Raw genomic sequence first — 14,206 nt, forward strand, 5'->3', positions numbered from 1 at the left:
AGTTACTTGTATTCTACTTTTTAGAATCAGCAGCGGCTGTTTTCATAATGTCATAGGTTGTTTTCATATCAGTAATCCACTCAGGACCGTTACGGAAGTCCATTGTTGCGCCAATGTTTTTATATTGTGCTATGACTTCAGGGTCTTTCATTGCCTTAGCAGTGGCAGCCGTCAATTTATCAATGACTTCTTGAGGTACGCCTTTCGGAGCGAAGATACCAGACCACCCTTCAAAGCTACCTTTTATACCGTAGTCTTCGAATGTTGGTACATTTGGGTATTCTGCCATTTTTTTGTTCATTACAAGAATGCGAGCACGACCAGCTTCAACATGGGGGCCAAAGGCTGGGGGAAAGGCTACCGCTGAATCTATATGTCCGCCAACAAGAGATACCATCGACTCGGCCGAACTTTTCGCATTCACATACCTTGGTTTATAACCAGACTCTTTAGCAATAATTTCAGCCAGAATTGTGCCTGAAGAAGAGGCTCCCCAAGACCCTAGCGTAATCTTATTGTCTTTTGCATTTGCAACGAACTTTTCAAAGGTATTATATGGGCTGTCTTCAGAAACAATGATGCCTAATGGAACGGAAGTCATTTTAACAATAGGTGTAAAACTATCAAAGCTGTATGGAGCCTTACTAAAGTTAGGGGTCACTAGCATGTTACTTAATCCCGCATTTATTAGTGTGTAGCCATCTTTTTTAGCTCGGGCAACATAAGATGTACCAATAATGCCACCACCTCCAGACTTATTAATAACAACTACAGGAACTCCTAAATCTTTCTCTACAGCTTTAGCCCAGATTCGAGTCGTCAAATCTGAATCACCACCAGCTCCCCAAGGTACAATCACATTAATTGGTTTATTGGGGTAAGCTGCCATTGCTGCACTAGAAGCTAATGAAATTGCTAAGCTTGTAGGAATAACAGTTAAAGCTTTATTGAATTTTTTCATATTTTTTTCCTTTTGTTTGTCGTTGTGTTTATAGTTTTGTGATTAGCTCTGGCTATGAATAGCTCTTTTTAATATTTAATATGTTTGTTCTTTTTAAGCCGCTCTTTCTTTAGGAGATTCCTTTGTTTTTTTTCGTATGCGAATGGTAGAAATAACAGCTAATATCGAAAGTATGATAAAAATCCATGAGAATGGTGAGGCAAGTAATTGCCAATAGTTAGTTCCAACAATGGACATTGCTTGATCTAAATTCTGCTCAAAAAATGGTGTTAAAATGAATCCAATGATGAAAACAGCAGGGTTTAAACCTACTAATCTCATTCCATAACCTATAATGGTAAAGACTATTAGGACTATAATATCGTCCATATTTTGGCCAGTGGTATAAGCCCCAGTGAAAGCAAATGCAGTAACACATGGGAATATATAGTATTGACGTAACGAGGCGATTTTAATGAAAAACTTAAAGCCGGCACGAGCAATCACCAATAGAAATAGATCGGTAAGCAGAAAGCCTGCAAAAATCGCATAGATTGTTTGAGTATGCTCGAAGAAAATCATTGGTCCAGGCGTAAGACCATGGATCAAAAAAGCACCCATTAGAAGAGCGGCCACATCATCACCAGGTATGCTTAACGTCAACATTGGAATCATGCTTGAGCCACAGACGGCATTGTTTGCTGACTCAGCAGCGGCAATGCCTTCAACGGACCCTTTACCATATTCTTTAGGTTTTTTAGCGGTGCGTTTTGCTTCACTGTAAGCAAGAAAAGCCGCAGGACTAGACCCTAGCCCAGGTAGTGCTCCGACAAAGGTTCCTATCCCTGAGGACTTTAGGATGGTTTTAAAAACAGCCCTAAACTCTTTAAAACTGAGTCGATTATCCTCAGGATTTGGAGAGCGTGTGATTGTTAATTTGTTTTGCGGGTCTTTACGTCTGCGTATGACATTAAACACTTCAGGCATCACTAAGATACCGATTAACATTGGTGTAAAGGTGAACCCTCCCATTAATTCTGTATAACCAAATGTGAAGCGTGAAGCGCCAGTAATAGAGGACATTCCTACCATGGAAAAAAGCATGCCTAAACAACAAGATAATAGTCCTCGTGGGATAGAATCTCCCGCCATGGTGCCAATAATAGTGAATGCAAAGAGTAGTAAAAACACTTTCTCGATCGGGCCCGCTTGCAGGGAGATCAAAGAGAAGGGAGCAGCAATCAAAATTAGAACAATAGTCGCTAACATTTCGCCCGAAACAGAGGAGAAAAGTGATATGTCCAGTGCTTTTCCTGCCTTACCGGCTTTGGTTAATGCGTGTCCATCTTGTGCGGTTAAGAATGAAGCTGCCGCACCTGGAGTGTTTAGTAATATGGCAGAAATAGAACCACCATAGATGCCCGCTTTATAGACAGCTAGTAGTAAAGTAATACCAACTACAGGGCCTAAATAAAAAGTCATTGGGAGAATCATTGCGATTGCCATAATGGCAGAAATACCAGGTATCGCCCCAAAAATTATTCCAACAATAACACCTGCAATAATGCCTAAGATCGGGCCTACTGCGAAAACTAGGCTAAAGCCACTAATAATATTATCAAACATCGTGATGCTTCCTTTATAGGCTCCAAGTAGGGAGGTAGACTCGTAGAAAAAATTTAGAGCCATAAAATATTATTAAAGAGGTAATGACAGACATACTAATAATAGAAACCCACCTCCGTCCTCCAAGAAGTACTGCGACAGCAATCATGATAAAGGGGGTAGATATCAAGAACCCTAAGAAAAGCATTGATATCCAGTAGGTAATCAATATGCCTATATATATATAAACACCAGATAAACCCTCAGTTTCGATAATTTCATGTTGTTTTATTTCAGATTTTCTGGCTAATTTCATCAATGATTGAATAGCAATCGTTAATGAGAAAATAATAATTAAGCAGGCAGAAAACCTAGGTAAAAACATTGAACTTAAATTACTTTCCGCCCCACCTTCGACTAAATTATTATTTGTTAAAATTATCGCTGAAATAACAATCAAAAAGGTTGATAAGTATATGTCAATTTTTCTTCTGTCCATTTTGTGACCTTAATGCGTCAGGTTTTATGTTTTGCAGAGCTTTTTCTGCTCTATAGTTCTGGCTGGGCAGTTATGCCAATTTACTTATTTTTTTCTTAGTCTCGAGTCTACATAAACGGAACTTAGATACAATTCGGAAAAATATTTGATTATATAAGTTTTTCTTATGTTTTTTTGTAGTATTTCGCTGCCTCTTCCTGATATTTCTATTCTACTGCTAGGTGATAATGAGGTCTTTGGAGCTTCTTTGAGTTGGCTGTGATGTATGAGCACAGACTGGTGGTTTTTAGTCCAACCCAGTGGGTATAGAGGAGGGAAGCGATTTACCCCTAAAGCTTGAGGTTAATCGCAAAACTGAACAGGAGCGGAAAAATTCAAGTCTTCTGCTAGGAGGTCAAAGCAGTAAAAAATACATTCGCGACACCTTGCATGCCCAATGCAGTTATCACAGAAGAAACAGTTTCAAGCAAAAAAATGCTCTCAGAACCCCCTCCTTGCTCTATTTAGGTATAAAACATAAGAAAATCTAATTAACTGTTAAATATTTGCGATTTGTAATGATGATTCTCAGAGCAAATAATAACGAACGCTCTATTTTTTGTATCACCAAGTTTGTATCGATAGCGTTTAATTTTTTAGGGGGCGGTGATATTCATCGCAAAGAAAGTATGCAAGATAAACACATTGGAATATTAGGTGCTGGCATTGTAGGGCTTTCAACTGCGCTTTACCTACAAAAAGCTGGTTATAAAGTGACAATTATTGATAGGCAGGCACCAGGAATGGGAGCGTCTTTTGGTAATGCAGGTTTATTTGCTGATTATGCACGCTTACCTTTTGCTAAGTTTTCCATGATGCGAAAAATCCCTAAAATGCTGACGGATAAAAGCGGCTCACTGTCCATTCAAGGACGCTACCTTCCTCATTTAATGTCTTATGGGTATGAGTTCTCCAAAGCTTGCTTCAACAATAAGTATACTCAAGGCAAAGCCGCCATGAGGTATCTTCAAGAGCTGAGTGTTGAAGCAGATCATGAGCTTTTAGAGCTTGCTGGTGCGCAAAGCCTAGTTCGGTCTGAAGGTTGTTTAGGGCTTTTCTCAACGCCTGAAAGTTTTCTTAAAGCTCAAAAAAGCGATCTAAAAGAACGTCGGGAACAAGGTGTAAATATGCATTTTATAAGTGCGGATGAAGCCCAGGAAATGGAGCCTGACCTTGCGCGATTTCATTCTGGAGGGGTCTTTTATCCAGACACTCGATTTACAGTTAGCCCTATCGCATTAAGTCGCCAGTATGTAAATCATTTTATAAACAATGGTGGTTGTATTCAGCAAGATGAGGTGATCGCTTTGTCGCCTAGAGAAAGTGACGTGTCAGTTCATCTAAATGATAGCAGTGTAAACTTTGATGAGATTGTTATTTGCACTGGACTGGCTTCAAAAACCATTTTGTCACGCTTGGGTGTGAATATTCCGATGGTAAGCGAGCGGGGTTACCATCTGGGCTTAAATGTAGGTCCTAAAAAATTATCTCGCCCTGTTGGTTGGTTGGATAAGGCAATCTTTATGACACCGATGGAAGAGAGTATTCGCTTAGCGGGTATGGCTGAGTTTGCGTTTGAAGATGCTCCAATTGTTGAGTCGCGCTTAGATACGCTTCTTCAATATGCCAATGTGATGATGGGGGAGGAGGTTCAAGTCAATTCGACTTGGGTTGGAAGTAGACCATCGACACCGGATTCATTACCTATTGTTGGCCCATTAAAGCATTATCCAAGAATTAAAGTGGCTTTTGGTCATGGTCACTTAGGTCTTACTTTTGGAGCCATCACTGGAAAGCTTATTACTTCTTGTATCCAGAATTCGGAAAATACAGACAATCTTCAGCCATTTATGGCAGAGCGATTTGATTAGACATCATTGCCACATAATACATTGGCATTGTTAGACTCAGCGAAACCACTTTTTTCAAAGTGGTTTTCTTTTTTTAGCGTTAAAAAAACTAATTTAATCAATAGATTAGAGTGGACTTATACTAATCATAAACTGGACCTATGAAGCATTTTTGCTTCTTCCTACACTGTAAACCCTAAACACAACTGAATGCTCTTAAGGGTTAAAGATGGATGTCGTCTCTTTATCAAATGAAAGTCTAATATGGCTATCGCTGGCGATTGTGTTGGCGTCGTCTATTACCTCGATCACTGGCATGGCGGGTGGCGTGTTGATGTTTTCTGCCATGAGTGTGTTTATGCCAGTGAAGCCACTGATTGCGATACATGGGGTGGTTCAGGTGTTTAACAATGCCGCCCGCAGCTGGTTCTTACGGGCTAATATTCGCTGGAAGATGTGCTCGCTGTTTGGCGTTGGTGCGGTATTGGGCGCCTTAGTGACGACGCTGTTTATTGTTCGGTACGTTGGTGAGTTTTTTCCTCTTCTGCTGCTTGTTTGCTTGATTTTATACACCTTGTTTAAGCCAAAACACATGCCACAAGTGAAGATCCAAGAGAAGAATTTCTTTTGGGTGGGGATAGCCACAGGGGCCATGGGCATTGTGGTTGGAGCCATTGATCCATTATTAGCGGTGTTTTTTATTCGTGACGATTTAACCAAAGAAGAAGTGGTAGCGAATAAGTCGCTGATGCAAATGTTCGCGCATTTAACCAAGATCCCTGCGTTTTTGTTCTTAGGCTTTTCGTTTCTCGATAATGCCTATCTCATTCTAGTGCTAAGCATAGCGGCGGTGGTCGGTGCTAAATTGGGTGTGATGGTGTTGCGTTACATTAATACCAAGTTTTTCTTTGCGCTAATGAAGCTGGCTTTGTTCATCGCAGCAGGCCGTATTATTTATCAATTGATTCAGATGGGAGTGCCACTATGAGCCAAACATATACTTTAGTTAATCCGTATAACAATGAGTTATTGGGTGAATATGAATATTCAACGTGGGCGCAAATCGAAGAAAAACTGGCGCTATTAAAACAAGGTCAAAGAATTCAACGTAAGACGGCGGCTTTTGAGCGTGCCAATACGCTAATGACCTTGGCATCTTTATTAAAAGACCACGCAGAAGAAATGGCGAAGTTAATTACCCTAGAAACGGGTAAAACAATATCTGATTCTCGTGTTGAGATGGTGCGTGCGGTAAATGCAACCATAGCGAGTGCTGAAGAAGCGCGTCAGATCAGTGGCGAAGCTTTGGATTCAGATGCCTATGCAGCAGCAGGTGGTAAGATCGGAGTGGTGTGTTGGCGTCCGCTGGGCACTATTTTTTGCATCACGCCGTTTAACTTCCCAATCAACATAGCGATGCACAAAATTGGTCCTGCTTATGCGGCGGGTAACTCGATTTTATTCAAACCTGGCCCACAAAATACCGCGTCTTCTCAGTTGTTAGTCGACTTATGTTATGAGGCAGGCATTCCACAAGAGGTGCTGCAATTTTGTATGCCACCATTGTCTGACTTAGATCGTCTAAATGCTCATCCTGAGATCAATGCGATCAACTTTACTGGTGGTACGGCGGCAGCCAATGCTATTTCAGCGGCAGCGGGCTACAAAAAATTGTTGCTTGAACTTGGTGGTAATGACCCATTGATTATTATGGATGACGCCGATTTAGAGGCGGCCGCAAAATCCGCAATCAATCACCGTTTTGCCACAGCTGGGCAACGTTGTACGGCGGCGAAGCGACTCTTTATTCATGCTTCTGTTTATGACAAATTCAGAGATATTTTGGTTGAGAAGAGTGCGGCATTAGTGGTTGGAGATCCAATGAAAGACGATACTTTTGTGGGGCCTGTGATCCATCAAGCTGCAGCAAATGAAATACGTAAACGCATCGAAGGTGCGATTAATGATGGAGCGACAGTTGCCTTAGGTAATCAATACGAAGGGGCCTTTGTTTACCCAACGATTCTTGAAAATGTCAGTGCCGACAGCGAAGTGATGATTGAAGAAACTTTTGGTCCAGTCATGCCATTGTACAAATTTGATCAAGTCGAAGAGATTATTCCGATTATTAATAACACGGCTTATGGCTTACAGGCGGGTATTTTCAGTAACAATCTTGCGGTCATTCGTCATCTGTTCGAAGAGTTGGATGTGGGTACGTTAGCGACTAATGATGGTCCGGGGTTCCGCACAGAGCATTTTCCTTTTGGTGGCGTAAAAGAAAGTGGTGTGGGCCGAGAAGGGATTAAATACGCGATCCGTGAAATGAGTTACACCAAAACTCTTGTTATTTAATTAAGTGTCTTTATCTCTGTTTTAAAAGCGGCCTGGTGCCGCTTTTTTTATTTTATCTATATGATTTTTAACAGATTATTTCTTCTTGCTAAAGGAAATAAATCACTCGGCTTCTGGTCTTATCATTGCATTGATTCTGGCTCTAACAGTTTCTCTAAGAGAAGCGTAATTTTACCTTATCGCAAAAAAAGTGGCTTAGTTACTATGTGCTGGCGAAATTTGCACTGATGTGAAACAGGCTAGATTGGTAAATTCAGCAAGAATTGGAGTGGTTGCTATGACGTATGATGTGAATGATTTTGACTCTTTGGACGTGGTAAATAACGATCGTGATCATGTTTGGCATCACCTTGCTCAGCATAAGCCGTTTGAACAAACAGGCCCTATGGTCATCGTTAAGGGCGAAGGCATGAGAGTCTGGGACTCTAAAGGGAACGAATATTTAGATGCTGTATCTGGTGCAGTTTGGACTGTGAATGTTGGCTACGGACGTACAGAAATTGCCGATGCAGTGCGCGACCAATTAGTCGAAATGAACTACTTCGCACAAACTGCGGGCAACGTTCCAGCAGCGAAATTCTCCAAAAAATTGATTGATAAAATGCCTGGCATGAATCGAGTATATTTCTCAAACTCGGGTTCAGAAGCCAATGAAAAAGCCTTTAAAATCGTACGCCAAATTGCCCATAAGAAATACGGCGGCAAAAAAACCAAGATCCTATATCGTGACCGTGATTACCATGGCACAACGATTGCTACCTTGAGTGCATCAGGCCAATACGAGCGTCGTAATCAATACGGCCCATTTGTACCAGACTTCGTTGAAGTGCCTCATTGCTGCGAATATCGAGCTCAAGAGGATGCAGATAAGAGTAATTATGGTGTTTGGGCGGCGAATCAAATTGAGAAAGTCATTTTGGCAGAAGGTGCGGATACTATTGGTGCCTTATGTCTTGAGCCGATTACCGCAGGTGGTGGTGTGATTGAAGCGCCAGCAGGCTACTGGCCTCGTGTTCAAGAGATTTGTAAGCAATACGACATCTTATTACATATTGACGAAGTCGTATGTGGTTTAGGCCGAACTGGAACTTGGTTTGGGTATCAACATTACGGCGTAAAGCCTGACATTGTGACCATGGCCAAAGGTGTAGCATCTGGTTACGCTGCTATCTCTTGTACGGTTACAACAGAGGCGGTGTTCGAAATGTTTAAAGAAGATGAAGACCCACGCATGGGTTACTTCCGTGACATTTCAACTTTTGGTGGTTGTACCGCCGGTCCTGCAGCTGCATTGGTTAATATGGAAATCATTGAAAACGAAAACCTATTGGAAAATGCCTCACATCAAGGTGAATACTTGCGTGGTCGCCTGAATGATTTGAAAGAAAAGTATCCGATTATCGGTGATGTTCGCGGTAAAGGACTATTAGTAGGCATCGAATTGGTTAAAGATCGTGCCACACGAGAGCCGGTGGAAGAAGAAACTGTGATGGCTGTTGCTGGTCATTGTATGGCAAATGGCGTGATCATTGGCCGTACTAATCGTTCTTTCAAAGCGCTCAATAACACCATTTGCTTAGCGCCGGCGTTAATCTCAACCAAAGCAGACATGGACCAATTGGTCGCGGCTTTGGATGACGCTATCGCAGAGGTTACACGTGGAATGTAATGCGTAAATAAGGCCTGGATAAAACGTTATGGTACGTTTCTTTGCAGGTTTTGCGTTAGCGAAAAAGCTCAGCATGTTATGCTGAGCTTTTGGCGTTCTAGCTCATGCTAAATTAAGAGCAAGGTGTATGGTTCGTCTTCGAATCTCTAGCCCATTCATCGTTAGTGAACAATCTCCATTCAGGCTTTATTTAAAGGTGTTTTTCTATGATGCAACTTTTCCACCTTTCGCAAAGCAAAGGCAGCAGTTTACAAAAGCAACTAAGAGAGCAAATAGCGCTTGCTATTATGAAAGGGAATATTCCTTTGGACATTCCCTTGCCTTCCAGTCGAAAGCTGGCAGAACAGTTAAAAATTGGGCGCAATACCGTTGTGTTGGCTTATGAGCATTTATTGGACGATGGTTATATTGTTGCCAGAGAAAGGCGTGGCTATTTTGTTAACCCAGATATTCTAGAGGGCCAAGTTGCCACGAATATACTGCCTATTAATGAAGAATACACACGCCCAGACTGGGAAAACCGCTTTAAAGTGCAACCCAGCAACCAAGTGAATATTGTGAAAGTGGCCGACTGGCAATCTTATGAATATCCTTTTATTTATGGGCAATATGACGAGAAAATATTCCCCAGTGTGAATTGGCGTGAATGTTGTCGAGACGCCGCCAGTGACACCGCATTAAATGATTGGGCGTCGGATAATTTAGACAATGATGACCCAAGGTTAATCGAGCAAATACGTACGCGGCTATTGCCGAGACGAGGGGTGTGGGCATCCCCCGAGCAAATACTGATTAGCGTTGGCTCCCAGCAATCTTTGTTTATGTTAGTGCAATTATTGTTGGACCAGAATTCGGTTCTGGGTCTTGAAGAGCCCGGCTATGTTGATGTACGCAATATTGCTAGTTTACATAAATGTCAGATAAAGCCGCTGGCAATTGACCAAGGCGGCTTGATTGTTGATGAGCAGTTAGCAGGCTGCGACTTGATATACACTACGCCAAGTCATCAATGTCCGACCGCGGTGACCATGCCAATAGAACGACGTTATGAGTTATTAAATCGAGCGAACAGTGATGACTTTCTCATCATTGAAGACGATTATGAAAGTGAGACCAACTTTAATAGTAAACCAAGCCCTGCGTTAAAGAGTTTAGATACCAGTGATAGGGTGATTTACATTGGTAGTTTGTCCAAGACGTTAGCGCCAGGGTTGCGCTTAGGGTATGTGGTGGCATCAGAGCGTTTGATTCAAGAGGCAAGGGCGCTTCGGCGTTTAATGATTCGCCATCCAGCGACCAATAACCAGCGCGCTACGGCGTTCTTTTTAGAGCGTGGTTATTATGATGCCTTGATGATGAACATCTCTCGCAATTACCAAGCTCGCTGGAATGCCATGAATCGGGCACTGGATAAATATTTACCGGGAAGTTACGAAGCCCCCACCTTTGGTGGTTCTTGTTACTGGGTAAAAGGGCCTAAAGAGCTCAATGCAGTGACGCTGCAAAAGTTAGCTCAGCAAGAGAGTATTTTGATCGAACCAGGCAATGTGCACTTCTTTCAGGAAAACAGCCCAGATTATTATTTCCGCTTAGGCTTCTCTTCGATTTCTACAGATCGTATTGAGCCGGGTATTAAGAAACTCGCCGAGATTATTCATAAAGCCTGCCAATAACCCCACTTATGATCGAATAAGCATAAAAAACGCCGATGGAACCTTGACGGCCATCGGCGTTTTTATCACTACATTATTTTATGATTAATCGTTATCCCATGTTAATGGCAATGTCACCCTTGCGTACAATCTTCAAAAATAGCATATAGATGAAACCGCAAGCCATCCAAATAAGGCCAAGGACTTGGGCGTGTACATCCATGTTATATAGAACCGTTGCAATGATCATAAAGCCAATTAACGGGCATACTAGGTGCTTTATAATTGCGGTTGATTTGTTTTTAATGAAAAAGTGATAGATAACCGTCATGTGCAAAATGACAAAGCTGGTTAACGCGCCAAAATTCACTAATGAGGCTAAGGTATCTGGCGCGTCTAAGAAAAAGTAGCCGACAAATAACGACAAGATAGACACCAGGTAAATACTGATGTGTGGTGTCTTAAATTTCGGGTGAACGTTAGCCAAAACGGCAGGCAGTTTTTTGTCACGAGCCATAGAGTAAAGCAAACGTGAGACAGCGGCTTGCGACGCGATAGACACGGCAATCCCCCATGCTAATGCAGTCGCAACAGCGGCTAATGTTGCCAGCCATTGGCCACCGGCTTTTGTTGCGATTTCATAAAAAGCCGTATCCGCTGATTTGAACGTCATACCTTTTGCCAAGTCCGCTGCAATCCATGTTTGCAGAATGAATAAAAAGCCCATGAGAAACAAGGTGATCAACGCGGCTTGCCCTACTTTTTTCTCTGGTTTTTCTTTAACTTCTTCCGCCAAGGTGGAGATTGCGTCGAATCCTAAAAAAGACAATACTGCGATAGACACAGCTTGCAGAACGAGTGATGGCTGGAAGGTCGCTGCATTAAAGAAAGGTTCTGCCGTTAATTCGCCAGCGCCTACGTCGTTGCCATACAAGGCATACAAGCCCGCAGTAATGAAAATGGCCAGAACAATAACTTCAGCTACTAAGAACACTTTGTTTACTTTGGCAGTAAAGCTAATGCCCACTAGGTTCGCTAACAGTGCGCCAACAAGAAACACGACTAGCCAAGCCAGTTTAGGGATAAAAGGGAAAATTTCGGTGAGTGAGATAGCGCTAAAAATGTATAGCAATGGTGGAATAAGAAGATAATCGAGAAGCAGTACCCAGCCCGCTATAAAACCGAAATACTGATTAATACCCCGAGATGCGTAGGAATAAACAGACCCGGCAATCGGGAACTTTTTTGCCAGTGCTTGATAACTTAACGCGGTAAACAGCATAGCTATCATGCCAATTAAATACGCAGTAGGCACCATGCCACCCGACGCGTCCGATACCCAGCCGTAGATTCCGAAGGGGGCTATAGGAATCATGAAGATCATACCGTAGATAATTAAGTCTGTGAGACTTAACGACCGCTGCAACTCTTGTTTATACCCAAATTCATTTATTGACATAACCGGTTCCTTTTTGTGACTTTTAGTTTTTAGTTTTTAGTTTTTAGTTTTTAGTTTTTAGTTTTTAGTTTTTAGTGCCTTTTCAAGCCTTTCGGCCCATTCTTCAACGCCCGTATTAGTGCTGATTAAGTCATTTCTAATTTCTAATAACAGCGCAGGAATAAGATTGTTGTCCCCATGAAACGGAATTGTCATATCTTCTTCAATGTCGATCTCATAGGGTTCATTTACACCGACGTTTAACTTTTGATAGGAGAGATTATTAATTACTTGCTGTGCAAAATTTTGTGCTTGCCCATATAAAACACCAATTGGCCATGGCCTCTGCTGGCCTAGAAAAATGGGTGTAAAAGAATGAATAGAAACTATTTTTAGCGCTTTATGCTTTGTTTTTTGTGTGTTTATTAGATTGGCTGCAGCGTCATGGAACGGCGTATAAAGTGTATCAATGCGTTCTTGGCGTTGTTCTTCAGTTAGGTTTTGATTACCAGCGATTTGGTGGTTTTCGCTGACGGAGGGGATCAGCCCTGGGTTTTCTAAGATGCGATTCAGATCGATTAATAGACGTGAATAATTACTGTATATAAGTGGTGCATCGAGCTTATCTGCCAATGCTTTTGCAACGTCTAAAGCCCCGATATCCCATCCAATATGATCGTTCACCTGATCCTGACTTAGGCCCAGATTGTGAAACGCATCAGGGATGTAATTTGATGCGTGTTCACACATTAATACAACCTCTGAGCTTCCCTCTAAGTTGTAATAAGAAAATGCAGATGAGTACTCTTTATTGTGTAACACTAATAAATATCCTTATAAAGTTTGCATAAAGCTTCATTGTCTAGTTCTTTGCAATATTGCACTTCCGAGCGTTTAAGTTTTGAGTAGGTATTGAGCATTTTTCGAGGCAGTTGAGACATAAACAGTGAATTGTTTTCCAGTTCGCTTAAGGCTTCAGAGAGGCTAGAAGGCAAGCATCGAATATTGAGTTGTTCACACTCTGATTCAGACAAATCTGATGGATTTTTCTCAGTAATTTGGGGTGTTTCTCGCGATGTTTTTATGCCTTCTAAACCAGCTAATAGAATTGTCGCAAGGGCAAGGTGCGGTGAAGCGGTGATATCAAGCGCACGATATTCGATGTTGTATTGTTTGTTGGTCGGGGTATCGGAATATTGAACAGTAGGGCAAATGCGTAACGAAGCCTCACGGTTTAGATCGCCTAAGTTAGAATACGCGGCACTCCAATTATGGGGACATAAGCGCAAATAAGAGACAACTGAAGGCGCGGTGAACGCACACAAAGCTCGCATATTATCTAGAATGCCCGCACACCAAGACCCTGCCATTTCGCTCAAGCCATTTGGTCGTTCAGCATCATACATAAGCGGGTTGCCAGAAAGATCTTTCAAGCTAATGTGAACGTGCACCCCGTTGCCGATAGCACCAGGCTCAGCCTTAGGAGAAAAACTCAAGTTGTAGTCTAAATCTGAAGCCAGTTCTTTGGTTAGTTCTCGTACGTTGACGGCACGATCAGCCGCTTTTACCGCAGACGTCGGCGCACAAGTGACTTCATATTGTTGATCGCCAAATTCAGGTAATACCATTTCTGGCTCAGCACCTGCCATGTCGAGTAGAGGTAATAATTTTGAGCTGAAATCATCTACCTTACGTAAGCTTCGTAATGAAAAAGCAGGGCTAGAAGGTAGCTGGTCTTTTTCTAAAGTAAATTCATGCTCGAATGCGACAACCAGCTCAATACCAAGTTCGTCTCGGTAACGCTGTTCGACTTCTTTTAGCAGAGTGCGCGGGCATGTTGGCCACTTTTCGCCTTTCAAAGAAACAATGTCACAATGCACATAAGACAATTCAGAACGATTACGGAAGAACTCTGACTCGATTGAAACCAAGCTGTCAGCGTCTGGTAATAAGCGCACATCCCCTAAACTGCCCCATGGATTATCATCACTAATGGTATTGAATGGTGTGATCGATGAGTTCGCTGGAACCCAGCCACACCCTTTGCTCATCTGGTCTGCTAGGTCACGTTTCAGAATGGATCGGCCTCGTGAAATTGCCGTCAAATCCGTTGTTAAAAACGTTACCAAGCTCATATCTTTTGTGATTTTATTTTCCAT

At 42.1% G+C, this 14,206-nt stretch carries 11 protein-coding genes; 5 read left to right on the forward strand and 6 right to left on the reverse strand.

The features are described from left to right. Positions 1 to 13 precede the first annotated feature (13 nt). From DFP81_RS10095 to DFP81_RS10105, 3 genes are all read right to left on the reverse strand, one after another. Entirely contained in the window at positions 14 to 961 is a 948-nt protein-coding gene (locus DFP81_RS10095; protein WP_115897662.1) for a tripartite tricarboxylate transporter substrate binding protein, read from the reverse strand. Positions 962 to 1,054: 93 nt separating this feature from the next. Continuing rightward, positions 1,055 to 2,566: a tripartite tricarboxylate transporter permease gene (locus DFP81_RS10100; protein ID WP_115897663.1), complete on the reverse strand. Its 1,512-nt coding sequence runs from the start codon at positions 2,564 to 2,566 to the stop codon at positions 1,055 to 1,057. 13 nt (positions 2,567 to 2,579) lie between these two features. Beyond that, positions 2,580 to 3,044, reverse strand: a complete 465-nt coding sequence (locus tag DFP81_RS10105) for a tripartite tricarboxylate transporter TctB family protein (protein ID WP_115897664.1) — start codon at positions 3,042 to 3,044, stop codon at positions 2,580 to 2,582. A gap of 557 nt (positions 3,045 to 3,601) precedes the next feature. Here DFP81_RS10105 and DFP81_RS10110 point away from each other — a divergent pair. From DFP81_RS10110 to pdxR, 5 genes are all read left to right on the forward strand, one after another. Further along, positions 3,602 to 4,954, forward strand: a complete 1,353-nt coding sequence (locus DFP81_RS10110) for an NAD(P)/FAD-dependent oxidoreductase (protein ID WP_245959138.1) — start codon at positions 3,602 to 3,604, stop codon at positions 4,952 to 4,954. Positions 4,955 to 5,162: 208 nt separating this feature from the next. Further along, the gene (locus tag DFP81_RS10115; protein WP_115897665.1) at positions 5,163 to 5,921 is read left to right on the forward strand and encodes a sulfite exporter TauE/SafE family protein; all 759 of its coding nucleotides are present in this window, start codon (positions 5,163 to 5,165) and stop codon (positions 5,919 to 5,921) included. Then, positions 5,918 to 7,288 (forward strand): sulfoacetaldehyde dehydrogenase SafD, encoded by a 1,371-nt coding sequence (safD, locus tag DFP81_RS10120; protein ID WP_115897666.1) that lies wholly within the window; start codon positions 5,918 to 5,920, stop codon positions 7,286 to 7,288. The genes DFP81_RS10115 and safD overlap by 4 nt, the downstream gene beginning before the upstream one ends. A gap of 277 nt (positions 7,289 to 7,565) precedes the next feature. Next, positions 7,566 to 8,957, forward strand: coding sequence for an aminotransferase family protein (locus DFP81_RS10125; protein WP_115897667.1), 1,392 nt, complete (start codon positions 7,566 to 7,568; stop codon positions 8,955 to 8,957). A 206-nt stretch (positions 8,958 to 9,163) separates the two neighbouring features. Further along, entirely contained in the window at positions 9,164 to 10,630 is a 1,467-nt protein-coding gene (gene pdxR / locus DFP81_RS10130; protein WP_115897668.1) for a MocR-like pyridoxine biosynthesis transcription factor PdxR, read from the forward strand. A gap of 91 nt (positions 10,631 to 10,721) precedes the next feature. On the opposite strand, the gene DFP81_RS10135 is transcribed toward pdxR, so the two are convergent. The 3 genes from DFP81_RS10135 to DFP81_RS10145 are packed head-to-tail and all read right to left on the reverse strand — an operon-like array spanning position 10,722 to position 14,206. Beyond that, complete coding sequence (locus DFP81_RS10135; protein WP_115897669.1) at positions 10,722 to 12,068, reverse strand: APC family permease; 1,347 nt, start codon at positions 12,066 to 12,068, stop codon at positions 10,722 to 10,724. Positions 12,069 to 12,125: 57 nt separating this feature from the next. Then, positions 12,126 to 12,869 carry an N-formylglutamate amidohydrolase gene (locus DFP81_RS10140; RefSeq protein ID WP_115897670.1) on the reverse strand — a complete coding sequence of 248 codons (744 nt, stop codon included), beginning with the start codon at positions 12,867 to 12,869 and terminating at the stop codon, positions 12,126 to 12,128. Next, a complete protein-coding gene (locus DFP81_RS10145; protein WP_115897671.1) occupies positions 12,869 to 14,206 on the reverse strand; it encodes a type I glutamate--ammonia ligase in 1,338 nt (445 codons plus the stop codon). Before DFP81_RS10145 ends, DFP81_RS10140 begins: the two co-directional genes overlap by 1 nt.

The sequence above is a fragment of the Marinomonas pollencensis genome, assembly GCF_003387375.1.
In the GTDB taxonomy this organism is placed as follows: domain Bacteria; phylum Pseudomonadota; class Gammaproteobacteria; order Pseudomonadales; family Marinomonadaceae; genus Marinomonas; species Marinomonas pollencensis.

What these genes read in the sequence shown, in the direction of transcription:
- DFP81_RS10095 (WP_115897662.1), bottom strand. Translation starts at nt 961, where the DNA reads ATGAAAAAATTCAATAAAGCTTTAACTGTTATTCCTACAAGCTTAGCA.
- DFP81_RS10100 (WP_115897663.1), bottom strand. Translation starts at nt 2,566, where the DNA reads ATGTTTGATAATATTATTAGTGGCTTTAGCCTAGTTTTCGCAGTAGGC.
- DFP81_RS10105 (WP_115897664.1), bottom strand. Translation starts at nt 3,044, where the DNA reads ATGGACAGAAGAAAAATTGACATATACTTATCAACCTTTTTGATTGTT.
- DFP81_RS10110 (WP_245959138.1), top strand. Translation starts at nt 3,602, where the DNA reads ATGATGATTCTCAGAGCAAATAATAACGAACGCTCTATTTTTTGTATC.
- DFP81_RS10115 (WP_115897665.1), top strand. Translation starts at nt 5,163, where the DNA reads ATGGATGTCGTCTCTTTATCAAATGAAAGTCTAATATGGCTATCGCTG.
- safD (WP_115897666.1), top strand. Translation starts at nt 5,918, where the DNA reads ATGAGCCAAACATATACTTTAGTTAATCCGTATAACAATGAGTTATTG.
- DFP81_RS10125 (WP_115897667.1), top strand. Translation starts at nt 7,566, where the DNA reads ATGACGTATGATGTGAATGATTTTGACTCTTTGGACGTGGTAAATAAC.
- pdxR (WP_115897668.1), top strand. Translation starts at nt 9,164, where the DNA reads ATGATGCAACTTTTCCACCTTTCGCAAAGCAAAGGCAGCAGTTTACAA.
- DFP81_RS10135 (WP_115897669.1), bottom strand. Translation starts at nt 12,068, where the DNA reads ATGTCAATAAATGAATTTGGGTATAAACAAGAGTTGCAGCGGTCGTTA.
- DFP81_RS10145 (WP_115897671.1), bottom strand. Translation starts at nt 14,206, where the DNA reads ATGGAAAATAAAATCACAAAAGATATGAGCTTGGTAACGTTTTTAACA.